The sequence below is a fragment of the Polaribacter butkevichii genome, from assembly GCF_038024105.1.
In the GTDB taxonomy this organism is placed as follows: Bacteria; Bacteroidota; Bacteroidia; order Flavobacteriales; family Flavobacteriaceae; genus Polaribacter; species Polaribacter butkevichii.
Window position 1 is genome coordinate 2,012,864 of sequence record NZ_CP150661.1, and the last position, 24,164, is coordinate 2,037,027.

General features: G+C 29.0%; 22 protein-coding genes. 16 read left to right on the forward strand and 6 right to left on the reverse strand.

Annotated features, from left to right (window positions below; genetic code table 11):
* Positions 1 to 2 precede the first annotated feature (2 nt).
* Together WG951_RS08485 and surE are read right to left on the reverse strand one after the other, a co-directional pair.
* Positions 3 to 290: a hypothetical protein gene (locus WG951_RS08485; RefSeq protein WP_105050208.1), complete on the reverse strand. Its 288-nt coding sequence runs from the start codon at positions 288 to 290 to the stop codon at positions 3 to 5.
* A complete protein-coding gene (surE, locus tag WG951_RS08490; RefSeq protein ID WP_105050633.1) occupies positions 278 to 1,048 on the reverse strand; it encodes a 5'/3'-nucleotidase SurE in 771 nt (256 codons plus the stop codon). The genes WG951_RS08485 and surE overlap by 13 nt, the downstream gene beginning before the upstream one ends.
* A gap of 351 nt (positions 1,049 to 1,399) precedes the next feature.
* On the opposite strand from surE, the gene WG951_RS08495 reads away from it, so the two are divergent.
* Both WG951_RS08495 and WG951_RS08500 read left to right on the forward strand, forming a co-directional pair.
* Complete coding sequence (locus tag WG951_RS08495) at positions 1,400 to 3,529, forward strand: carboxy terminal-processing peptidase (protein ID WP_105050207.1); 2,130 nt, start codon at positions 1,400 to 1,402, stop codon at positions 3,527 to 3,529.
* A 72-nt stretch (positions 3,530 to 3,601) separates the two neighbouring features.
* Positions 3,602 to 4,048 carry an acyl-CoA thioesterase gene (locus tag WG951_RS08500; protein ID WP_105050206.1) on the forward strand — a complete coding sequence of 149 codons (447 nt, stop codon included), beginning with the start codon at positions 3,602 to 3,604 and terminating at the stop codon, positions 4,046 to 4,048.
* A gap of 74 nt (positions 4,049 to 4,122) precedes the next feature.
* On the opposite strand, the gene WG951_RS08505 is transcribed toward WG951_RS08500, so the two are convergent.
* Positions 4,123 to 5,751, reverse strand: coding sequence for a sodium/sugar symporter (locus WG951_RS08505; RefSeq protein ID WP_105050205.1), 1,629 nt, complete (start codon positions 5,749 to 5,751; stop codon positions 4,123 to 4,125).
* A gap of 143 nt (positions 5,752 to 5,894) precedes the next feature.
* On the opposite strand from WG951_RS08505, the gene WG951_RS08510 reads away from it, so the two are divergent.
* The 4 genes from WG951_RS08510 to WG951_RS08525 are packed head-to-tail and all read left to right on the forward strand — an operon-like array spanning position 5,895 to position 9,986.
* Positions 5,895 to 6,887 carry a GntR family transcriptional regulator gene (locus WG951_RS08510; protein ID WP_105050204.1) on the forward strand — a complete coding sequence of 331 codons (993 nt, stop codon included), beginning with the start codon at positions 5,895 to 5,897 and terminating at the stop codon, positions 6,885 to 6,887.
* A 6-nt stretch (positions 6,888 to 6,893) separates the two neighbouring features.
* A complete protein-coding gene (locus tag WG951_RS08515) occupies positions 6,894 to 7,784 on the forward strand; it encodes an aldose 1-epimerase (protein WP_105050203.1) in 891 nt (296 codons plus the stop codon).
* A 10-nt stretch (positions 7,785 to 7,794) separates the two neighbouring features.
* Positions 7,795 to 8,943 (forward strand): galactokinase, encoded by a 1,149-nt coding sequence (gene galK, locus WG951_RS08520; protein WP_211296750.1) that lies wholly within the window; start codon positions 7,795 to 7,797, stop codon positions 8,941 to 8,943.
* A 20-nt stretch (positions 8,944 to 8,963) separates the two neighbouring features.
* A complete protein-coding gene (locus tag WG951_RS08525) occupies positions 8,964 to 9,986 on the forward strand; it encodes a UDP-glucose--hexose-1-phosphate uridylyltransferase (RefSeq protein WP_105050201.1) in 1,023 nt (340 codons plus the stop codon).
* 117 nt (positions 9,987 to 10,103) lie between these two features.
* On the opposite strand, the gene WG951_RS08530 is transcribed toward WG951_RS08525, so the two are convergent.
* The 3 genes from WG951_RS08530 to WG951_RS08540 form a co-directional block, all read right to left on the reverse strand.
* Positions 10,104 to 10,595: a hypothetical protein gene (locus WG951_RS08530; RefSeq protein WP_105050200.1), complete on the reverse strand. Its 492-nt coding sequence runs from the start codon at positions 10,593 to 10,595 to the stop codon at positions 10,104 to 10,106.
* Positions 10,595 to 10,894 (reverse strand): hypothetical protein, encoded by a 300-nt coding sequence (locus WG951_RS08535; protein ID WP_340916118.1) that lies wholly within the window; start codon positions 10,892 to 10,894, stop codon positions 10,595 to 10,597. The genes WG951_RS08530 and WG951_RS08535 overlap by 1 nt, the downstream gene beginning before the upstream one ends.
* An 80-nt stretch (positions 10,895 to 10,974) precedes the next feature.
* Entirely contained in the window at positions 10,975 to 11,451 is a 477-nt protein-coding gene (locus tag WG951_RS08540; protein ID WP_105050199.1) for an Hsp20/alpha crystallin family protein, read from the reverse strand.
* 1,200 nt (positions 11,452 to 12,651) lie between these two features.
* Here WG951_RS08540 and WG951_RS08545 point away from each other — a divergent pair.
* The 10 genes from WG951_RS08545 (at position 12,652) to WG951_RS08590 (ending at position 24,113) form a co-directional block, all read left to right on the forward strand.
* Positions 12,652 to 13,143, forward strand: a complete 492-nt coding sequence (locus WG951_RS08545) for a hypothetical protein (RefSeq protein WP_146105308.1) — start codon at positions 12,652 to 12,654, stop codon at positions 13,141 to 13,143.
* Between the two features lie 176 nt (positions 13,144 to 13,319).
* Complete coding sequence (locus tag WG951_RS08550; protein WP_105050197.1) at positions 13,320 to 14,132, forward strand: hypothetical protein; 813 nt, start codon at positions 13,320 to 13,322, stop codon at positions 14,130 to 14,132.
* A 213-nt stretch (positions 14,133 to 14,345) separates the two neighbouring features.
* The gene (locus WG951_RS08555; RefSeq protein ID WP_105050196.1) at positions 14,346 to 14,957 is read left to right on the forward strand and encodes a hypothetical protein; all 612 of its coding nucleotides are present in this window, start codon (positions 14,346 to 14,348) and stop codon (positions 14,955 to 14,957) included.
* 111 nt (positions 14,958 to 15,068) lie between these two features.
* Positions 15,069 to 15,797: a hypothetical protein gene (locus tag WG951_RS08560; RefSeq protein WP_211296749.1), complete on the forward strand. Its 729-nt coding sequence runs from the start codon at positions 15,069 to 15,071 to the stop codon at positions 15,795 to 15,797.
* A gap of 785 nt (positions 15,798 to 16,582) precedes the next feature.
* Positions 16,583 to 17,095, forward strand: coding sequence for a hypothetical protein (locus WG951_RS08565; protein ID WP_105050194.1), 513 nt, complete (start codon positions 16,583 to 16,585; stop codon positions 17,093 to 17,095).
* 2,870 nt (positions 17,096 to 19,965) lie between these two features.
* Entirely contained in the window at positions 19,966 to 20,289 is a 324-nt protein-coding gene (locus WG951_RS08570; protein ID WP_146105305.1) for a hypothetical protein, read from the forward strand.
* Complete coding sequence (locus WG951_RS08575; RefSeq protein ID WP_105050191.1) at positions 20,286 to 20,942, forward strand: ATP-binding cassette domain-containing protein; 657 nt, start codon at positions 20,286 to 20,288, stop codon at positions 20,940 to 20,942. Before WG951_RS08570 ends, WG951_RS08575 begins: the two co-directional genes overlap by 4 nt.
* A gap of 173 nt (positions 20,943 to 21,115) precedes the next feature.
* Positions 21,116 to 21,454 (forward strand): hypothetical protein, encoded by a 339-nt coding sequence (locus tag WG951_RS08580; RefSeq protein WP_105050190.1) that lies wholly within the window; start codon positions 21,116 to 21,118, stop codon positions 21,452 to 21,454.
* A 120-nt stretch (positions 21,455 to 21,574) separates the two neighbouring features.
* Positions 21,575 to 21,919 (forward strand): hypothetical protein, encoded by a 345-nt coding sequence (locus tag WG951_RS08585; protein WP_105050189.1) that lies wholly within the window; start codon positions 21,575 to 21,577, stop codon positions 21,917 to 21,919.
* Between the two features lie 1,222 nt (positions 21,920 to 23,141).
* On the forward strand, positions 23,142 to 24,113 hold the full coding sequence (locus tag WG951_RS08590; protein WP_282147553.1) for a Fic family protein: 972 nt from the start codon (positions 23,142 to 23,144) through the stop codon (positions 24,111 to 24,113).
* Positions 24,114 to 24,164: the final 51 nt, after the last annotated feature.

Here is a 24,164-nt window from a genome sequence, read left to right on the forward strand (position 1 = left end):
TATTAAATAAATTTTAAAACCAAAGTTGTTAATGCTATTAAAATAGTAGCCAACAAAACTCCTTTTGCCCTGTTATCTTGTTTCTTTTTAATAAAAATAAAAAATACAAACAAATTAGGAATAGCAGCTAAAGACAATACTTTACCATATAAATCTCCATCTTTTATTAAATCTATGGTTTCATAAAATCCATATTTAGAAATGTATTCTAAATACAAAAAGACACCTCCAAAGGTGGCAAATAAGGAAACTAAAATGCCTATTAAAATATCTTTTTTTACAGTTCCCAAGCGTTTAGTTTTTGAATCATGTGATGTGCTGTCATATCAAACTGAACAGGAACTACAGAAATATATCCGTTTTCTAACGCAAAAAGATCGGTGTCTTGCCCTTTATCTTTGTTTACAAACTCACCAGAAAGCCAATAATACTCTTTTCCCATTGGGTTTTTTCGTTTATCAAAAATCTCTCTCCAATACCCATTTGCTTGTCTACAAATTTTAACTCCTTTTATTTCTTCCTTTTTTAATTTTGGAATATTTACATTTAAAACAATCCCTTCTGGAATACCGTTTAACAAGGCATTTAAGGTAATATTTTTTATAAAATCTGCTGATTGTTTAAAGTCTGCATGCCATTTAAAATCTAATAAAGAAAAACCAATTGCAGGTATTCCTTCTATTCCTGCTTCTATAGCAGCACTCATGGTACCCGAATAAATAACACTAATCGATGAATTTGCTCCATGATTAATCCCAGAAACACATAAATCTGGTTTTCTATTTAAAATTTCATTTACCGCCATTTTTACACAATCTGCAGGTGTACCAGAACAGGTATATTCTAATTGTGGGCCTTCATCAATTGTTATTGGATTACAGGTTAACACATTATCTACTGTAATAGCATGGCCCATCCCACTTTGTGGACTATCGGGTGCAACAACAACCACTTCACCAATTTTATTCATTATGCCAATTAAAGCTCTTAAACCAGGAGCTGTAATCCCATCATCATTTGTAATTAAAATTAAAGGTTTGTCTTGCATCATTTTCGTTTAAAGTTCAAAATTAAGAATTCAAAATTACAGGAAGTTTTCAATTTAAATATTGAACTTTAAATTTTGAATTATTTTAAGCAAATATAATTGATTTTACACGATTTTCTTTTTAACATTTTGTAAAGAATAGAATTTCTCTTTTTTACGTAATATTGTAATAGTCTAATCTGTTTTTCTAATTAAAAAATATCAAACAGTTGTAAAAATTATTTCTGAATATTTTATAAAAATCGATAAAAAGAGAACGAAATAAAACTTCCTAAATAATTTTGGCATTATTTTAGTAGATTAGCAAAGCAGAAGGAGTAATTACAGAATTAGAATCACGACATAAAATTTATGAAGACAAAATATAAAATTACCACATTTTTATTAGCAACCTTGCTATTTGTAACTAGCTTGCAAGCTAAAAACACAAACATAACTCCCAACTCAGATCCTGAAAAGGATAAAATTTTAGTGTACATTTTAAGAAACATTCTTACAAGAAGTCATTTTGTTGTAAAAGATATGAATGATGATTTTTCTGAATATGTTTTTAATGAATTTATTGACGGATTAGACCCAAATAAAAGATATTTTACACAAGAGGATATTAAAGAATTTTCTAAATTTAAATATGAAATTGATAACCAACTATTAAAAGAAGATGTTTCTTTTTATAACTTGGTATATGATCGTTTTTCTAGCAAAATTAAAAATGCAAAATCTTATTATGGTGATCTGTTAAAACAACCTTTTAACTTTAAGAAAAACGAAACGATTGATGTTGATTACGAAAAAGTTCCGTTTGCTAAAAACGAAAATGAATTAATAGACTACTGGCGCAAACAGCTAAAGTTAAGTACACTAATTAGAATACAAGACAAATTAGAAAAACAAAAAGCTAGCGTAGAAAAAGATAAAAATTATAAGACTAAAAACTTTAGTGAACTAGAAAAAGAAGCTCGTGAAGAAGTGCTTAAAAACATGGATGATTTATATATTAGAATCGAAGAATTAGAACATGAAGATTGGTTTTCTACTTTTTTAAACACTGTAGTTGGTGCTTTTGACCCGCATACAACGTATATGGCACCAAGTATAAAAGAACGTTTTGACCAAGATATGTCTGGTAAATTAGAAGGAATCGGTGCTCGTTTGGTAAAAAAAGGAATTTATACAGAAATTTTTGAATTGGTTTCTGGAGGTCCTGCTTGGAAAGAAGGAAGCTTAGAACCTGGTGATATTATTTTAGAAGTTGCACAAGCAGACAAAGAACCATTAGATATTGTGGGCATGCGTTTAGATGATGCAATTAAATTTATTAAAGGAAAAAAGGGTACAGAGGTTAGATTAACTGTTAAGAAAAAATTAGACGGTTCTACCAAAGTAATTTCTATTATTAGAGATGTTGTAGAATTAGAGGAAACTTTTGTAAAATCTAGTATTGTAGAAAAAGATGGTAAAAAGTTCGGAATTATAGATTTACCAAAATTCTATATAGATTTTGACGAACAAAACTATAGAGACTCTGCAAAAGATATGGAGCAAGAAATTGCAAGGTTAAAAAGCGAAGGCGTTACTGGTTTAATTGTTGATTTAAGAAATAATGGTGGTGGATCTTTAAAAACAGCTATAGAAATTAGTGGTTTATTTATTAATGAAGGTCCTATTGTACAAGTAAAATACAGAGGAGAAAACCCTATTATTAAAAAAGATATCGACCCTAAAATTCAATGGGATGGAGCTGTAGTAGTGTTGGTAAATGAGTTTTCTGCTTCTGCATCAGAAATTTTTGCTGCTGCAATGCAAGATTACAAAAGAGCTGTAATTATGGGAGGAAATCAAACTTACGGTAAAGGAACAGTACAAAGTGTATTGCCTATTAATCAATTTACTAAATACGACAAAGATTTAGGTGCTTTAAAAATGACTATCCAAAAATTCTACAGAATTAATGGTGGTTCTACTCAAATAGAAGGCGTGTATTCTGATATTGCAATGCCAGACAGATATAGTTATATGAAATTTGGTGAAAGAGATTTAAGTGGTGCATTAGCTTGGGATAAGGTTAAACAAGCAGACTATGTGCAAACAAATACTTATCAAAATTTTTCTGATGTAATTTATAATAGCAAACAAAGAATTGCTACAGATACTAAGTTTAAATTGATAAACGAATATGCAAAATGGTTAAAAAAGAAACAAGACGACACTTCTTATACCTTAAATTATAAAGTATTTGAAAAAGAAAATGCTGCTAATGAAAAAGACGCTGAAAAATTTAAAGCAGTTTTTGATTATAAATCTGATTTAAAGTTTACTTCTCCAGAGTATGAAGTTCCATTATTTAAAAAAGACACCGCATTAGCAGATAAAAGATTGGCATGGCATAAAAACCTATCTAAAGACGTTTATGTTTATGAAGCTTTAAATGTTTTAAGTGAATTAAAAATGAACCCTAAAAACCAGATTGTAAAACACTAATAACAAACTATTTAATTATAACAAACCTGATAATGTACACATATATTATCAGGTTTTTAAATATCTATAAAGATGAGTTTTAAAGTAACATTTCACACAAAGTGGTCTGACTTTGACCCAAACAGACACATGCGTCATACGGCATACAATGATTATGCTGCAGAAGTAAGAGTACGCTATTTTAGAGATCAAAATTTTTCTATAGAAGAGTTTACAAAACACAATATTGGTCCTATATTATTTACAGAAGAAACTTCTTTTAGAAAAGAAATTCATTTAGGAGAAAACATTACGGTAGATTTTAAAGTTTCTGGCTTATCAGAAAAAAACGAACGATGGAAAATTACACATCAGGTTTTTAATGAAGCAGGCAAGCTATCTGCCATTATAAAAGTATATGGAGCTTGGATAGATTTAACAAAAAGAAAACTTACCGTACCTCCAAAAGAAGCACAACACTTGTTTGATATAGCAGAACGAAGTGATAACTACCAAGCTATACCACTTACTAAAAGTTAGGTAGCTTTAAATTAAAAACAAAAAAACGTCTAAATTTCTTTAGACGTTTTTTTGTTTTTAAATATTTGTAATTTCTACCAGAACAAAGTGTATAACACAACCAATAAAATACAAATAACGATAGACCCAATATTAAACAATGGTGTTGTTTTAAATAAGTCTTTGGTAATTTCAATTCCTTTAGAATCATCTGCACCTTTATTTTGCATTTGACTCAAAACCATTATAATAACCATACTTAATACAGCTGTAATACCCATTTGATGCATCCAAGGTTCTAAACCAGGAATAGGAATAAACTTTAATGCCAATGCAATTGGAATTGATAAAACGGCACCCCAAATTGCTGCATTATTTGTTGTTTTTTTCCAGAATAGACCTAAAATAAATACCGCTAATATACCCGGACTTACCATACCTGTAAACTCTTGAATATATTGAAACGCTTGATCTAAACCACTTAACATTGGCGCAATAATTACGGCAATTAATAAAGCAACACCCGCAGAAATACGACCAACATTTACCGTCTTTTTATCATTTGCATTTTTATCTATATATTGTTTGTAAATATCCATTGTAAAAATGGTAGATGTAGAGTTTAACATAGAAGCTAAAGAAGATACAACTGCAGCAGCCAAAGCAGCAAAGGCAACACCTTTAAGACCTGTAGGTAAAAATTGCAACAACCAAGGATATGCTTTATCTGCTTGTTCTGCAGATGGTATATTTAACATACCAGCACCCCCTAAATTAGCCATAATACTTGGGTCGTTTACCATTACATACGCTGCAATACCTGGTACAACAACAATTAACGGAATAACTAACTTTAAAAATGCTGCTAACAAAATTCCCTTTTGAGATTCTTTTAAAGATTTAGCCGCTAAAGTTCTTTGAATAATATACTGGTTAAAACCCCAATAATATAAGTTTGCAACCCATAAACCACCAACTAATACCCAAATACCAGGTAAGTTTATATAGTTATCATTAGACTCATCTAATATCATATGAAATTTTTCTGGTGCAGCTTCCCAAACTTTAGAAAAACCAGCCAACATACCTTCTCCTCCAGAAACCGTATTTAAAGCTAAATACGTAGTTACTAAACCACCTAATACTAAAAACACAACCTGTATAACATCTGTCCAAGCAACAGCAGACAAACCTCCATAAAGAGAATATGCTGCAGCAAATAAGGCCAAACCTATAACTGCATATATCATATCAACCCCCATTATTGTTTCTATAGCTAAACCACCTAAATACAATACAGAAGTTAAATTTACAAAGATGTAAAGCGCTAACCAAAATACAGCTAAAATTGTTTTAAGGTTGGTAGAAAATCTTTTTTCAACAAATTCTGGAATTGTGTATAATCCTTTTTCTATAAAAATAGGTAAGAAATATTTACCTACAATTATTAAAGTTAATGCTGCCATCCACTCATAAGAAGCAATAGCAATACCAAGCGCAAAACCAGAACCAGACATTCCTATAAATTGTTCTGCAGAAATGTTTGCCGCAATTAAAGAGGTACCAATGGCCCACCAAGGCAAAGATTTACTTGCTAAAAAATAGTCTTCTGCATTTTTCTGATGACCTTTCTTATCTCTAGAAACCCATAGACCAACACCTAAGATTAAAATGGCATATGCAATAAAAACTACATAATCCCACATATGAAAACCTGCTGTCATAATTGTTATTTTTGTTTAAATTAATTATTTAATGCTCAAATATATAAACATTAATCTAAGATTAATAATAAAATTAGTATTTTTAACAAACTAGTAGGTACTGGTAGTTATTTGTTGTAAAATTTTGTACATTTGTATACTGTATGATTGAAATTAAAAATAAAATAGGCGTTCCAAAGTACAAACAAATCATCCGCAACATTGAGGATGCAATAAATAACGGGCAACTAAAAAAAGGAGATAAACTACCTTCTATTAACGAAATCAAAAAACTTAATAAACTTTCTAGAGATACTGTTTTAACGGCTTTTAACGAACTAAAAAACAGAGGAATTATAAAACCTGTAGTTGGTAAAGGTTATTATGTATCTAGCGAAAACATAGATGTACAACAAAAAATATTTTTGCTTTTTGATGAGTTAAACTCTTTTAAAGAAGATTTATATAATTCTTTTTTAGAAAACTTAACACCCAATATTCAGGTAGATATTTTCTTTCATCACTTTAATGAAACTATTTTTAAAAAACTAATTCAGGATAATGCTGGTGATTACCATGCATATGTAATTATGCCTGCTAATTTTAAAAACACTAGTAGTACTATTGATGTTTTGCCAAAAGAGAAAGTTTATATCTTAGATCAAATTCATGAAGACTTAGAAGATTATTCTTCTATTTATCAAAATTTTGAAAAAACGATCTATACCAATTTACAGACAATCTCTAAATCTATAAAAAAATACCAAAAACTAAATTTTATTGCCTTAAATCATAATCAGCCTAAAACTTTAATTAAAGGTTTTATTAAGTTCTGCGAAGAAAAAAACATCCCATTTGAAATCGTAGAAAAAACCTCAGAACAACTTTTAATAAAAGGCGAATTATTTATAATTCCTGATGATAAAAGTTTATTACGAATTATCAAAAAAATGAAAAAGCAAAACTTTGTATTAGGGCAAGACATTGGCGTTCTTTCTTTTAACGACACCATATTACATGAAATTGTAGAAGGAGGTATTACAACAATTACTACAGATTTTAATAAAATGGGAAAAAGATTGGCTCAAATGATTTTAAATAAAGAACAAATTAAAATAGAAAACCCTAATAAATTAATAATTAGAAACTCAATATAACATACAGTGTATACTATAAATCACAACTCAGAAACAAACAGCATTGAAGTTAAAAACACTAAAAATACTGTTTTCGGTAAAATTTACTTAGACCTAGGAGCTAGTTTGCAAGAATTAACTTTAAACGGACAAGCAATTATTAAAGATTTACATCCATTAGAATACGATTCTACCTATGCTTCCTCTATTCTATTTCCGTTTGCAAATAGAATAAAAGATGGAAAATACTCTTTTAATAATGAAGATTTTCAACTAGAAACCAATCAAAAAGAAGAAAGAAACGCGCTTCATGGTTTTGTTTTTAATAAAACCTTTAAAGTAGTAGTAAAAGAAGCTTTAGAAAATACTGCTAAAATAACTTTAGAATATGTAGAGCTAAAAAAAACAGCCGGTTTTCCTTACACTTATTCAATACAAGTAACCTATATTTTTAATGATGATAATGTAAGTGTAGCTCTAAATGTAAAAAATACAGACACTAAAATTTTTCCTTTTACTTTAGGATGGCATCCTTATTTTATTAGTGATAATTTATCTGAAAGTTCTATAAATTTTGATTGTAATCAAAAACTAATTATTGGAGATAGAAATATTACTACAGGTGTTGAAGATGTTAAATCTAAAGTGGTTTTAAATATAGAAAACAAACAATTAGATGATTGTTGGGTTTTAAATACCGATAAGGTTCAATTTAATACTCCTAAATATCAATTAAACTTTTCTTCTTCTGTAAAAGATAACTTTTTACAAGCCTATACGCCACCTAGATTAAATACAATAGCCATAGAACCTACAACCGGAGTTTCTGATAGTTTTAATAATAAAATAGGGCTACAAACATTAAACCCTAATGAAGAATATTCCATCGTTTGGAAAATAAATATCAATAACAATTAACCAAGCAGACATGAGTGCAAAACTAATTAAGGATGTAAAAGAGGCATTTATCAACAAATTTAAAACAGACCCTTTATTAATTTTTTCTCCTGGAAGAATAAATATTATTGGAGAACACACAGATTATAATGATGGTTTTGTATTTCCGGCAGCCGTTAATAAAGGAATAGCAGCAGCTATTCAAAAAAGTGATTCTGGTTGTTCTACAGCTATTGCCTTAGATTTAGATAGTACCATTGAGTTTGCGCTAGATAAATTAAAACCTTCTAAAGAAGGAAGCTGGGAAAATTATGTTTTTGGTGTTGTTGCCGAAATTCAGAATAAAAATAAAGTAATTGGTAATTTTAATATTATCTTTAAAGGTAATATTCCTGGAGGTGCAGGTATGTCTTCTTCTGCAGCTTTAGAAAATAGTGTGGTTTTTGGATTAAATGAAATATTTAATTTAGGTCTTACTAAACACGAAATGATTTTAATATCTCAAAAAGCAGAACATAATTATGTGGGTGTAAATTGTGGTATCATGGATCAATACGCAAGTATGTTTGGTATAAAAGACAATGCTTTGCACTTAGATTGTAGAACGGTAGCATCTAAACCTTATAAAATAGATTTTAAAGATCATCAATTAATGTTGATAAACACCAACGTAAAACACAGTTTGTCTGATAGCGCTTATAATGATAGACGATCTGCTTGCGAAGGCGTATCTGAATTATTAGGTATAAAAGCCTTAAGAGATGCTACTGAAGCAGATTTAGAAACAATTGCAAACAAGATAACACCTGCAAACTACCAAAAAGCACTATTTGTAATTCAAGAAAACGAAAGAACTCTAAAAGCAGCAAAAGCAATCGAAAATAATGATTTAGAGTTATTAGGTTCTTTAATTTATCAATCGCACGAAGGTTTGTCTAACCAATACCATGTTAGTTGTGACGAATTAGACTTTTTAGTAGATCAAGCAAAGAAAAATAAACACGTTTTAGGCGCAAGAATGATGGGTGGCGGTTTTGGTGGTTGTACTATTAATTTAATTGATAAAAGTGAAGCAAAAGCATTTGCAGAAACGGCAGCTAAAGCATATAAAAATAAATTCGACCACGATTGCTCAGTTTATTTTATTGAACTTTCTGAAGGAACACATATCGTAAAATAATCAATTACAAGACTAAAAAGATGAGTAATACAAATTTACAAGACTATTCGCATAAACGTTTTAATATTCTTACCGGAGAATGGGTTTTAGTTTCTCCACACAGAGCAAAAAGACCTTGGCAAGGGCAAAATGAAGCGGTAAATAACGAAAAAAGACCATCTTATGATAAATCTTGTTATTTATGTGCAGGAAACACAAGAATTAATGGAGAAATAAACCCAGAGTATAAAGATGTTTTTGTTTTTACAAACGATTTTGCAGCCTTACAAAACGACTCACCAACATTTAATGTAAATGACGGACTTTTAAAGGCACAAAGTGAAACTGGTATCTGTAAAGTAATTTGCTTTAGCCCAGATCACTCAAAAAGTTTAGCAGATATGTCTGCATCAGAAATTCAAAAAGTAGTTTTTGCTTGGCAAAAAGAATTTACAGAATTATCTAAAAACCCAAACATCAATTATGTTCAAATTTTTGAAAACAAAGGTGCAGTTATGGGATGTAGTAACCCGCACCCACATGGACAAATTTGGAGTCAGTCTTCTTTACCAAACGAAGTTGATAAAAAGAACACACAACAATTAAACTATTACAACAATAATAATAGTAGTTTGTTAGGTGATTATTTAACGCAAGAATTAGAAAAGAAAGAACGTATTATTTTTGAAAATAATGGGTTTGTAGTTTTAGTTCCTTTTTGGGCTATTTGGCCTTTCGAAGCCATGATTGTTCCTAAAAAACACCAAGCCAATATTTTAGAAATGAATGATGAACAAGCTTTACAATACGGAGAAGCAATTGCTGTTTTAACCAAAGCTTACGATAAGATTTTTAACACCTCTTTCCCTTATTCTAGTGGTATTCACCAAGCGCCAACAGATGGAAATGCAAACAAGCATTGGCATTGGCACATGAGTTTTTATCCACCATTATTAAGAAGCGCTTCTGTAAAGAAATTTATGGTAGGTTATGAAATGTTCGGAACTCCACAAAGAGATATTACAGCAGAACAAGCTGTAAAAATGATCAAAGACTGTTTGTAAATATTACTCCCCCCTTTTTCAATAAAAAAGCTTCTCATTAAGAGAGGCTTTTTTTTTATCAATACGTAAACAATCTCATCTCCCTAAAGAAGAAGAATTCATATAATCATATAAAAACTATAACTGTTTATTTTTATCTTTTGGCTTACTAAATTCTGATTGATATTTTTCTAAAAAACGCTGCTGTTTCTCCATCATTTTTTGAGTTATTCTATCAATATCCATAAAATCCTTACCAAAATCACTTCTAAAAAAATCGTTATTAAAGTAATGTTCGCTAAAAAGAGAATCTTTAGAGAAGATATCATTAAAACCTTTACTTTCGAAACCAGAAAAATTGGTAAAAAATCTTGATTTAAATGATTGTAACAAACTATCTTTATCTACATTAGAAAGATCGTTTAATTTACTATTAGACGACCAAGAATAGATACTATCATATCTAATTAAATTACCGTTATCATCAAATTCTTTATCAACTTTCCAAGCACCTTTAGGTTGTTCTGTTATATTATTTTCTTTAGACTCTGTTTTTTTAGATTCATTTTTTTGACCACTACAACTAATACTTAATAAGCCAATTATAGTTAATAAAACATATTTTTTCATCACTTTAAATTTTGAGTTAAACTTAAACTAGGTGTTGTTAAAAAAGTTTTAAACAAACCACCTGTTTCTATTGTTTTAGTTAATTTATTTTGATGATATACTTTAGATTTTCGTTCACCATTTTTATACCAAACACACTCTAAATAACTATCGTAATCAAACAAACCAAGAACTGAATCTTTTTTTTGAACATATTTAAGAACTTGCATTTTAGGAGCAATTAACTTTCCTTTAACCCTTACCCAATCTCCTGATTTAAATTTTCTAGCCATAACATTAAAAATTAAAAAATTAAACATTTTTAGCAATATAGAGGAGACCAATTACTCAGCCTCCCTCTATTTACTACCTCCTTAAATTTAAAAATTTAATGCATCAATTATGTAATCTTAATGCTTCTTGCAGGCTTTTGTTTTGCCTCTTCTTTTTTAGGTAATAAAATATTTAAAATACCTTCATTATAGCTGGCATTAATTTTTTCATCATCTACACTTTCTGGCAGTGTAAAAGTTCTTTTAAAAGAAGAATAACCAAACTCTCTACGAGTATAATTTTCTTCTTTCTGTTCTTTTTCTTCTTTTGTTTCTGTAGAAATAGATAATACTTGATTATCTATATTAATATGGAAATCTGATTTTTTTAATCCCGGAACTGCCACTTCTACCGTAAAAGCATCAGCAGATTCTTTGATATTTACTTTTGGTAACGTAAGACCAGAATTAAAGTTTGAAGTAAATACTGATGGTAGATCTCTATTAAAAATATCATCTAACCAATTAGATAAATTTGGGAAGTTTTGATTTGAATTACTGTTCGCTAAACTTCCGTTTTTAGGAACACTTACTAAATTGTTCATAATTACAAGATTTTAAATTAAACATTATTTCAAATTTGAAATCTTTTAATGATTTCGACTTCAATAAAACAAGAAAAATGCCAAAATGATTACCTCTTATTTTATCATTAAATTTCAGTTATAATTTTGTGTTTTACTGTCAATTTTACAGAAAAACAATCCATTTTTATTAAAAAAATGTCGAATTGACATTTTTAATATATCCATTAAAGAAGACCATTTATAACCACATTTAATATTATCAAACGCCCCACAATGTTTCCTTTAAAATTAACTTTTAACAAGATTCAGAAAAAATTGATAAAAAGTGAATAATAATATAACTGAAAAAAAATAATATTTAATTGCTTTCATTTATTTTCATTAAATTTAACTTCTAAATGAAAAAGAATGAAAAACTCACAGAAAAACTACAGTTTACACAAAAATACAAGAACGTTTGTAGTCTAAAGTAAATTCTAAACGAACATGATAATAAAAAGTAAAAACTTTTATTATCCGGAAGAATTTAACCAATAATCAATATATTTGATTGCATATAACACGTTGCAAAAAACTGGCTGAAAATATAATTTAAGAACAAAAGTTATTTTAAAATATATTTTATTTTACAAGTTAGAAAACTCAAAAGGCGGAAAAAAGTTTGAAAAAAATGCTGCGGAACACTCTCTCGAGATTGGAAAATTCTGAAAGAATTTTATTAATAATTAGTGTTTCAGAACGTTGAAAAAGTTGGTCAAATTTAACTAGTTTGAAAATTAGTGAAAACTTGAAACTTATTTACTGTTTGAAAAGAAAATTAAGAAATTAAGCAAAGTGTTGAATAAATGTTGGTGAAAATAACTCTCAAACACAATTTTAGAAAGGCTGAGAGATTTAGAGAACAAACAAAAAGGTTTACTCACTTTCGGAATTAAATGCGACTAAAAGCACGAAAAAACTAAAATGAGAAACTGAATAAATTGCGGAATTAAAATCTTGGCGGAATTTACTCTTAAACCCAAAAAATAGAAATTGAAAACATAAAAACGAAAATTAAACCCGCATTTTGCAACACCTTGTATAAAAAATTGCTTAATTTGGCTTAATCAAAGTTTGTTGCATTTTTGTAAACTTCTGAATTTCCGTTGGAAATTCCTCGTTCACAAAACCGCAACTTTCCATACAAAACAACGTTGGCATTAATTTGAACAAAATCGAGTGAATATTAAAAACTTTAGAAATATATTGACTTTTGGAATTGGAATATTAATATTCTCATTCTCTGTTTTTCTTACGATAAAAATTGCACAAAACACTTCTGGAAATTTGACCTTAGCGATTATTTCTCTAATAATTTTCTATTGGTTAAGTTATTTATTTATTGCAACGTCATTAATCAGAATGGAATACAGAAAATCCGAAAAAGGAATTAATATTAAAATCAACAATGAGGATAAACAGCTAGTTATAAAAAATACTGGAAACGGAAAATCAGAAGTAATTAATAACGACAATGTAAAATCTATTGAATTATATTATTCTTGGAACACAAACCCTTTCTCTTCTGACTTAGGATACTCAAAAATTATGCTGAATAACGATTCAAAAATATTCATTACTCAAGACAAAATAAGTCAAGCCGAAATTAAAAGCCTATTTCGAAAAAAAGTAAAAAAGGAAAAAAGTCGATTTATGAATAAACTGAAATAAATAAAAAACTAATGCCAACACCGTGTATATTTAATTGCTAGGTCTAGCCTACTTACGAATATTCCTGCGGAATATTCTATTTATGATTTATTTGCTAAATTAGTTGCTTAACCACGCAACTAACCATACACAACAACGTTACCACACATTTGAGAAAAACATTCCGCTGATTTAAAATGGGAAGAGAAAATTGGACAAGTGAAAAGATTTTTGAGCGATTAGTGAATAACAAATCGGAGAAAACCTATTGGAATAATATTTCGGAATTAAGAAAAAGAGCGACCGAAGAAATTTATGACAAAGCTTATGAACTTGCAAAGTCCGAAATTGATAAAAAGAAAATTATCGGAATAAATGTTTTGGCTCAATTAGGTTTTGACCCAAGAATTAGACAACAGAAAACTGTAGAATTGTATTTCAAGTTATTGGAAAATGAACAAAATGATGACGTTCTTTTTTCTCTATTTTTTGGAATAAGTCATAACAATGAAAATCTTACAGAAAAGCAAGTTTTAAAACTGACTGAATTCAAAAATTCTAAAAATAAAGATATTCGTTACAGTTTAGTATCTGCCCTATCGACAGTTGAAGACCCAAAAGCTATCGAAACTTTAATTGAACTTTCGGAGGATAAATACTCATCAATACGGAATTGGGCAACATTCGGAATCGGAACTTTGTGTGAGCAAAATAATGACCGAATTATTAAAGCTCTGTGGAATAGAATTAAAGACAAACATCAAGAAACAAAACTTGAGGCAATAGTTGGATTAGCAAATAGAAAACAAGTTGCTGTTAAAGACCAAATAATTGACGAATTAAAAAGTGGCAAATATGGAACTTTATTGTTTGAAGCAATCGAAACGCTAAATGACAAAGAATTTATACCACATTTAGAAAACAACTTAAAATCTGCTAAAAATGATAGCGGAATAAAAGAAGAATGGATTGCGGATTTGAAAAAATGTTTGAATAAACTAAGTGCATAAAAACGTGTGGTAACAACGTATATAGCTCATAGCTAATCAGTTGCTTAAACGAAGTTAAGGCATATTTGGAAAGTCGCCAAATTTTTAAATTTGACGATTTCCAATAAAAAAATTAATTAGTAAAATTTAAAAATCTGGCTTGTGCTCAACCGAAAATAATTTTCTAATTTGCACGCTACAAGCCATATACAAGACCGTTGGCAATAATTAAAAATGAACCCAAGAAAACTAACTTTATTTAGAGAAAAAAAAGGAATTTATATTTCGCCGGAAAATATTGTTGCTATTTCTTGGACTGCTTTGATTTTCCTAATTTATTATTTAAAACATTCTTTCGACTATAATTTTAGAGGTATTGAAACTGGAATTCTTATTATTGGAACTATCTATATAATCGGTCTTTTAATTAGTACTTTTTTTCGATATGAAAGAGAAATAGGAGAATATTGTGGAAGAATATCTTTTTATGAAAATCACATAAATATTGAGAACAAAGATTACGACCTTGAAGAAATACAGAAGTTGGAATTTTACTCAACATTTGACATTAAAGGAGATTTTACAAATTACCTTTTAGAATTTGCACCTCATTTATCTAATGGTTTGAATAATCGTTTTATTTTGACTTTGAAAAACGGAAAACAGATTGAATACAATTTTTTACAGACCAAATCTGAACAAATTAAATATTATAAAGACGTATTAACGAATTATCACAAAAAAGGAATTATAAGCTGGTTGGAATTGTTGAATATTTTGAAAATTGAGGATTATAATGAAATTCAGAAATTTAAAAAAGAAATAACTATTGCCAACACCGTATAAATTTTATTGCTAGTTTTGGCTCACTTGGGAAATTCCTTCGGAATTTCGCCGTTCGTGTTTTATTTAGTAAATTCAGTGCTTAAACAACGCAACAAAGCTTATACAACAACGTTGGCAAACATAAAAATGGAATACAAATTTAGAACAATTTCAATTTTTTATTTCATAACTGTACTTTTGACCTTAATACTTGTTATTGGAATTACGGGAATGAAATTAGTTGGAATAATGGAATCTATTCCAGCATTTTTATTTACAATTTCAACGTTTATAATATCTTATTTAATTGCTTCTAAATTAACATTCGGAAAAGCACAAATTACATTATCAAATAAAAAAGTAGAATTCTTGTGGGTTGAGAAACCAATTTTGACAATGCAAAAAAATGAATCTGTTAACATAGAAGATATTGAAAGTTGGAAATATAGAACTGAATTTCAATATCGTTATTTTAAGATTTACAATCCTTCAGAAGTTATTACTGTTATGAGACTTCCAAATTGGAATCCTGAAAAAGATGAATTTGAAAATTTCCTATTTACATTTAAAAAAAGAATTGAAAATCTGAACAAAAAGAGAAAAAGAAGAACTGAAAATCTGAATGGAAATAAAATTAAAGGCACAAAAAATGAATTAATAATAGACAGAGAAGAAAAACATTATAAATCTAATATTGGAAAAATATTGTTTTTTATTTACATAATTTCTGGAGTTTTAGGAATTAAATATGTCTACAACAACTGGAATACAGGAAATGCTAATATTGGAATAATAATATTCGGAATTTTAGGTTGCCTTTTTTATATCAGTAAATATAGAAATTTAGGAAATAATAAATAACGTTTGCCAACACCTTGTATAAAAAATTGCTAAATTTGGCTTAATCAAAGTTTGTTGCATTTTTAATAAACTCTATTTTTCCTGCGGAAAAATGCCGTTCATATAAAACGCAACTTTCCATACAAAAACACGTTGTAAAAAACTACTGAATCGCGCCATAAACAACTAATTTATTTTAAATTAACTTTTGGCTTTTAAGTTTGAAAACCTAAATGTTGGAAAATAAATTTTCAGAAATATGGAACACTTTCTCGCGAGTGAAAATTTGTCTAAATTGGAAAGTGTGAGAAATTTAATAAAAAGGTTTTACTCAAATGCTTGAGAACCAAAATTGCGGAATTCTTACTCAACCTCTAAATTTATAAAGTTTGAGAAATTCAGCAAAATACTAAAAACTAGTCTTGTAAAATTGGAAAGTTTTAGTATTAAAAAAAAAATACTCAAACTATGAAAACCAAAATTGCGGAAAAAAAATAAAAATGTTGGAATTCTTACTCAAACGATAAATTTGAAAATTTAGTAAAATACCAAAAATCAGAATTGCTGAATTAATTCTTAAAAATAAATCTAAAAAAATAAAAGCTGAATTAGTAGAAGCTGAAAAAAACCAAAAATATGGAAAAATTAAACACGCATTTTACAACAACTTGTATAAAAAATTGCTACTTTTAGCTAAAACAAAAGCTGTTGCATTTTTGTAAACTTCTGAATTTCCGTTGGAAATTCCTCGTTCACAAAAATCGCAACTTTCCATACAAAAATACGTTGTAAAACATTAAAAAAAAATGAAGAAAATAATATTGTTTACATTAATACTTATTACCATTAATTCTTGTTGTAATGGAGATGAAGATGTAAGTATAAATACTATAGAATCTGCACGAGGATTTATATATTCTTATGATGAAAACGGAATATATCCGTATTTAGATGAATTTAATCCAAACGAATTAGGAATTGGAGTTTCTGCGGATTCAATAACAAATAGAATGGAAATGGGCGATGGTTGCGGACCAACTGATGTTATATACACAAATAATATAGATTCATTAAATGTAATCACCATTTATGATTTCAATGACAACTATCTTGCTGGAAGTAACGTTAACGATATACTTTTAGGACAAGACGGTCTTGGCGGAACATATACTACTATTATAAACAATAATTCTTCCGTATCTCATACTTACAAATTTTCTGTAGTTCCTGAAAATGACTCTTTGCAATTTAAAGTTTCCGGTAGAATAACTGATAAAGGTAATTTTACTAATTTAACTGATTTAATAATAATCGATTAACATTACGAAAAAAACGTTTTACAACACCGTGTATAATTAATTGCTTGGTTCAGGTCTACGTGGAAATTCCTGCGGAATTTCCTCTGGTTCGTTCCATTTTTGTTAAATTAGTTGCTTAAAACCACGCAACTAACCATACACAAAACCGTTGTAAAAAACTACTGAATCGCGCCATAAACAACTAATTTATTTTAAATTAACTTTTGGCTTTTAAGTTTGAAAACCTAAATGTTGGAAAATAAATTTTCAGAAATATGGAACACTTTCTCGCGAGTGAAAATTTGTCTAAATTGGAAAGTGTGAGAAATTTAATAAAAAGGTTTTACTCAAATGCTTGAGAACCAAAATTGCGGAATTCTTACTCAACCTCTAAATTTATAAAGTTTGAGAAATTCAGCAAAATACTAAAAACTAGTCTTGTAAAATTGGAAAGTTTTAGTATTAAAAAAAAAATACTCAAACTATGAAAACCAAAATTGCGGAAAAAAAATAAAAATGTTGGAATTCTTACTCAAACGATAAATTTGAAAATTTAGTAAAATACCAAAAATCAGAATTGCTGAATTAATTCTTAAAAATAAATCTAAAAAAATAAAAGCTGAATTAGTAGAAGCTGAAAAAAACCAAAAATATGGAAAAATTAAACACGCATTTTACAACAACTTGTATAAAAAATTGCTACTTTTAGCTAAAACAAAAGCTGTTGCATTTTTGTAAACTTCTGAATTTCCGTTGGAAATTCCTCGTTCACAAAAATCGCAACTTTCCATACAAAAATACGTTGCAAGTAATTGGCGGAAACCACTCAGACACCTGAAATTTGCGGTTCAAAACTCTTGAATTTAAAAACGGAAAAAAGCTAGACACTCTCTCGCTCGGCAAAATTTGTAAAATTGGAGAGTTTTAGAAATTTAATCAAAATCAATTTACTCAAACCTTGAAAACCCAAAATTGCGGAATTTAGCAAAATGCTGGAATTTTCACTCTAAACCGGAATTTAGCAAGTTTGCGGAATTTAGCAAAACACGAAAAATATAAAACCTGAAATTCACTCAAACCTTGAATTAAAAACTTGGCGGAAATACCACTCAAACGTTGATTTTTGAAAAAATAAAAAAATGATACAAACTGAAAAAAAACCAACTACTTGCAACACCGTTTATAAAAAATTGCTAAATTGTGCCTTATCAAAACTAGTCGCGTTTTTGTAAACCCCTATTTTCCTGCGGAAAATAGCCGTTCACTTTTAAACGCAACTTTCCCATAAACAACAACGTTGCCAAAAATTATCCAGAAACACTCAAACCGTTGGAAAAAAAACAATAAAACTCTTGAATTTTAAAATGTTAGACACTCTCTCGCGAGTCAAAAATTTAGTTTTATATAAAAATTAAAAAGGTTGAAAATATAGAGATTCTTAAAACAAAGTTTGTGGAATTTTTACACAAACTTAAAATTTAAAAAAGGCGGAGAAATCTCGTTTTTTAAGAATAAAAGAAACCACTCAAATGTTGAATTTCCAATTATTGCGGAGTGAAAATCTTTGAGGAATTATCACTCAAACACTTAATTTTAAAATACGGAAAGATCTCGAAAATCAAAACATGAAAAAATACTCAAATGTTGAATTCCAAATATTGCGGAATTGAAAATGTTGGCGGAATTATCACTCGAACGCTAAATCTCGAAAATAATAACCAAACTAGGAAAAACAAAAAATAACTTTAGGCAACACCGTGTAAAAAAAATTGCTTAATTTTAGCTTAATAAAAATTAGTGGCTTTTCTATAAACTTCTATTTTCCTTCGGAAAATAGCCGTTCATTTTAATCGCAACTTTTCATAACACAACAACGTTGCAAGTAATTGGCGGAAACCACTCAGAAACTTGAAATTTGCGGTTCAAAACTCTTGAATTTAAAAACGGAAAAAGCTAGACACTCTCTCGCTCGGCAAAATTTGTAAAATTGGAGAGTTTTAGAAATTTAATCAAAATCAATTTACTCAAACCTTGAGAACCCCAAATTGCGGAATTTAGCAAAATGTCGGAATTTTTACTCAAACCCTGAATTTAGCAAGTTTGAGGAATTTAGCAAAACACGAAAAATCTAGAGCGTGAAATTCACTCAAACCTTGAATGACAAACTTGGCGGAATTACCACTCAAACGTTGAATTTTGAAAAATGAAAAAGTACTACAAACTGAAAAAAAACCAACTACTTGCAACACCGTTTATAAAAAATTGCTAAATTGTGCCTCATCAAAACTAGTCGCGTTTTTGTAAACCCCTATTTTCCTTCGGAAAATAGCCGTTCACTTTTAAACGCAACTTTACCATAAACAACAACGTTGCAAGTAATTGGCGGAAACCACTCAAGCACTTGAAATTTGCGGTTCAAAACTCTTGAATTTAAAAACGGAAAAAAGCTAGACACTCTCTCGCTCGGCAAAATTTGTAAAATTGGAGAGTTTTAGAAATTTAATCAAAATCAATTTACTCAAACCTTGAAAACCTAAAATTGCGGAATTTAGCAAAATGCCGGAATTTTCACTCAAACCCTGAATTTAGCAAGTTTGAGGAATTTAGCAAAACACGAAAAATCTAGAGCGTGAAATTCACTCAAACCTTGAATGACAAACTTGGCGGAATTACCACTCAAACGTTGAATTTTGAAAAATGAAAAAGTGCTACAAACTGAAAAAAAACAACTACTTGCAACACCGTTTATAAAAAATTGCTAAATTGTGCCTCATCAAAACTAGTCGCGTTTTTGTAAACCCCTATTTTCCTGCGGAAAATAGCCGTTCACTTTTAAACGCAACTTTCCCATAAACAACAACGTTGTAAGCAAGCTGTCCAAAAAAAAATCTATGAGAATAATTACTTCGCTCTTGATATTTTACAAAAAACTGATTGTACCTTCGTTATTAATGGCTCTATTAAGTGGATTTGCATATAAGTATGTTTTAATTGCAATGGGGAAAATAGATTCTGATGCAATTCCATTATTTTCTTCTGGTGCTGCTGCGGGAGCATATTTTATTTTTTCGCTTGCATTTCAATTCTTTATATACGAGATAAAAAACGCAAATGAATACTATTTTTATTATAACCTTGGCTTGACCAAATATGTATTATGGATTAGTAATTTGATTATTAGTCTAATGTTAACATTGTTAATTCTGACTTTATGAAAAAAATGCATGTTGACAGCGTATTAAAAAGTTATAATAATAGACAAATCTTATCTGATGTGTTTATATCCTGTGAGAAAGGCGAAATAATTGGGCTACTTGGTAGAAACGGTATAGGAAAATCGACTTTATTAAAAATTATTTTTGGTTCTATAAAAGCGGAGAATAAATTTGTGAAAGTTGATAATAAGTACATTAAAGGAATATTTTACAATCGAAATTTAATAAAATACTTACCTCAAAATAATTTCCTACCTAATCATATCAAGATTAAGACAATTATAAAATTATTTTGTGATAAGAAAAATGCAACAATAATTTCTAATAATCACTTAATAAAACAATTCCTTGATAAAAAAAGCAATCAACTATCTGGAGGGGAAAAGAGAATTATTGAGATATTTTTAATTGTTTTATCAAATGCTAAATATATATTGATAGATGAGCCATTTAATGGCGTTGCTCCTATTCACAAAGAGGAAATAAAAAAGTTAATAATTGAACAATCTGAAAATAAAGGCTTTATAATAACAGACCACGATTATCGAAATATTTTAGATATTGCAACAAGAACGGTAATAATTTATGATGGAGGAACAAAAGAAATTAAGAATAATGAGGAATTAATACAATATGGATATATTCCTGAATAGAAACAAACGCCAGCTTACAACAATGCGCATAAAAAATTGCTTTATTCAGTAAAATAGAATGGTTCTAAATCAAAAAAATAATATATTTATACGCCTGAAAAATTACGATTTCAAAACTCGCAACTTTTCATGCTCAAACCCGTTACCTGCAAGCTGAAAAAACTTACGAACTAATGAAATACATTTTTTGGACATTATTAATTCTACCACTTTTCAGTTCATACGGACAAAATGCAATTCGGATTTATAAAGTTGAAAGCAAAACTTTTGAAATCGAAAAAAAATATGCAATCCAAGAAATAATAATATATTCAGATTCTACATATTGTCATCGGAATTTTAGACTCGACGATAAATCACAAAAAGACGATTATCGATATTTTAAATCTATTGAGACAAATGGTACTTTCAGAAAAGACGGAGAGTTTTATTTTTTTAAGCCAAACAACGAGAGTTTCGAAGTTGGACGTTATAAAATAAGTGATGAAGATATTATTTATTACTACGATTGAAAAGAGGAAAAAATTAGAAAAGGAGCAAAATATAAAAGAGTAAAAAGCCAAGATTTACCAGATATAACTATTATTCGAGAGATTACCGAATATACTTACCATAGAAGTATTGATAATGAATTGGAATCATCAATTACGGAAGGAATAATTGAATACGGTAAAAACTTTGATAAAACTGGTGGTTTTGAATATTACCAATATTATTACCCTGAAAACAAGGACTTAATACGAATTGAATATTCAGCCTCTACAGACAATTATCTGACCGAAAACTATTATTACAAAAATGGTTTATTAATCTATGCGGAAAGGGTAAACAAGCAATCAAATGGAGAAAATGAAAAAAAACGGGTTTACCTAAATAATGGATTTATAATTCACGAATCCAAAACTGATTTTATAAATGCAAAATACTTAATTGAACAAGGAAATAAATATTTAAACGAATATAAAGCCAGCAGGTAACACCGTATATAATTTATTGCTAGTTCTAGCCTACTTACGAAAATCCTCGCGGATTTTCTATTCGGTTTTTATTTGCTAAATTAGGTGTTTAAACCACGCAACAAACCATATACAACAACGTTGCAAGTAATTGGCGGAAACCACTCAGACACTTGAAATTTGCGGTTCAAAACTCTTGAATTTAAAAACGGAAAAAAGCTAGACACTCTCTCGTTCGGCAAAATTTGTAAAATTGGAGAGTTTTAGCAATTTAATCAAAATGAATTTACTCAATCCCTGAAAATCCAAAATTGCGGAATTTAGCAAAATGCCGGAATTTTCACTCAAACCCTGAATTTAATAAGTTTGCGGAATTTAGCAAAACACGAAAAATCTAGAGCGCGAAATTCACTCAAACCTTGAATGACAAACTTGGCGGAATTACCACTCAAACGTTGAATTTTGAAAATGAAAAAGTGCTACAAACTGAAAAAAAACCAACTACTTGCAACACCGTTTATAAAAAATTGCTAAATTGTGCCTTATCAAAACTAGTCGCGTTTTTGTAAACCCCTATTTTCCTGCGGAAAATAGCCGTTCACTTTTAAACGCAACTTTCCCATAAACAACAACGTTGGCAAAAACTCGGGAAAGGCGCCGAAATAAAGTCTGTTTTATAAATTTACTTCTTGCTTTTCCTCTCTTTTCAAAACCCAATTTCGGAAAATGTAGAAATTTAAAATTTATGGAACAGTCTCTCGCTCGTGAAATTTTGTAAAAATTGGAGAGTTTTAAAAATTTAATAAAATGGAATTTACTCAAACCCTGAAAATCCAAAATTGCGGAATTTTTACTCAAGCCTTGAATTTAGCAAGTTTGCGGAATTTGGCAAAATACGGAAAAACAAAATGGTGGAATTCTTACTCAAACTCTGAATTTAGCAAGTTTACGGAATTCTCACTCAGAGTTTGAATTTTGAAAAAAAAGAAAATTGTGAAAAAGTTGAACGTAATAAAAAAATCACGCATTTGCCAACAACTTGTATAAAAAATTGCTACTTTTAGCTTAAACAAAGGCTGTTGCATTTTTGTAAACTTCTGAATTTCCGTTGGAAATTCCTCGTTCACAAAAATCGCAACTTTCCATACAAAAATACGTTGTGCCCAATTAAAAAAATCCGTTACATTAAAGAAATATAATTAAATGATTGTATCTTTGATAATATCAAATGATAGTATCACGAATGAAACCACCTTACGAAATAACATCTTCAATTTTAAAATTAATAACTTCTATTTCAGAAAAAATAGGTGAAGTAAACGCTAACTTATTAAACAAACCTTCTCCTAAATTAAGAAAACAGAACAGAATTAAAACAATTCATTCCTCTCTAAGAATTGAAGGAAATACACTTACAGAAGAACAAATAACAGCACTTCTTGAAAACAAAAGAGTTATTGGTCCAAAAAAAGATGTTGTTGAAGTTTTAAATGCAATAGAAATCTACGAGAATTTAGATATTTACAAACCATCTAATGAAAAGTCATTTTTAAAAGCACATAAAAGCTTAATGAAAGGCCTTGTTGAAGATGCAGGAACATATAGGAAACAAAGTGTTGGAATTGTAAAAGGCACTAAAGTAGAACATGTAGCTCCACCTTTTGGAAACCTTCCATACTTAATGAAAGACCTTTTTGAATATTTAAAAAAGTCAGACGAAATTGAGTTAATTAAAAGTTGTGTTTTCCATTATGAAATGGAGTTTATACATCCATTTTTAGATGGTAATGGAAGAATGGGAAGATTATGGCAAACTCTAATATTAATGGAAAAATATCCAATATTTGAATTTTTACCTTTTGAAACTTTAATTAGTAACGATCAAGAAAAATATTACCAGGCTTTAGCTGAAAGTGATAAATCTGGAAAATCAACAAAGTTTATTGAATATATGTTAGGAGTAATTGATATTTCAATAAGTGAATTATTGAATTTCAATAATCGAACATTAAATGAAAAAGACAGATTAGAATATTTTGTTTCTTTAAATAAAATTCAATTTACTAGAAAAGATTATATGGATATATTTAAAGATATTTCTGCTGCAACTGCAAGTCGAGATTTGAAAAAAGGAACAGAATTAAAAATATTTGAGAAAACAGGAAAACTAAATAAAACAATATACAAACTAATAACTGGGCACAACACCGTATAAACTTTATTGCTAGTTTTAGCTCACTTGGGAAATTCCTTCGGAATTTCGCCG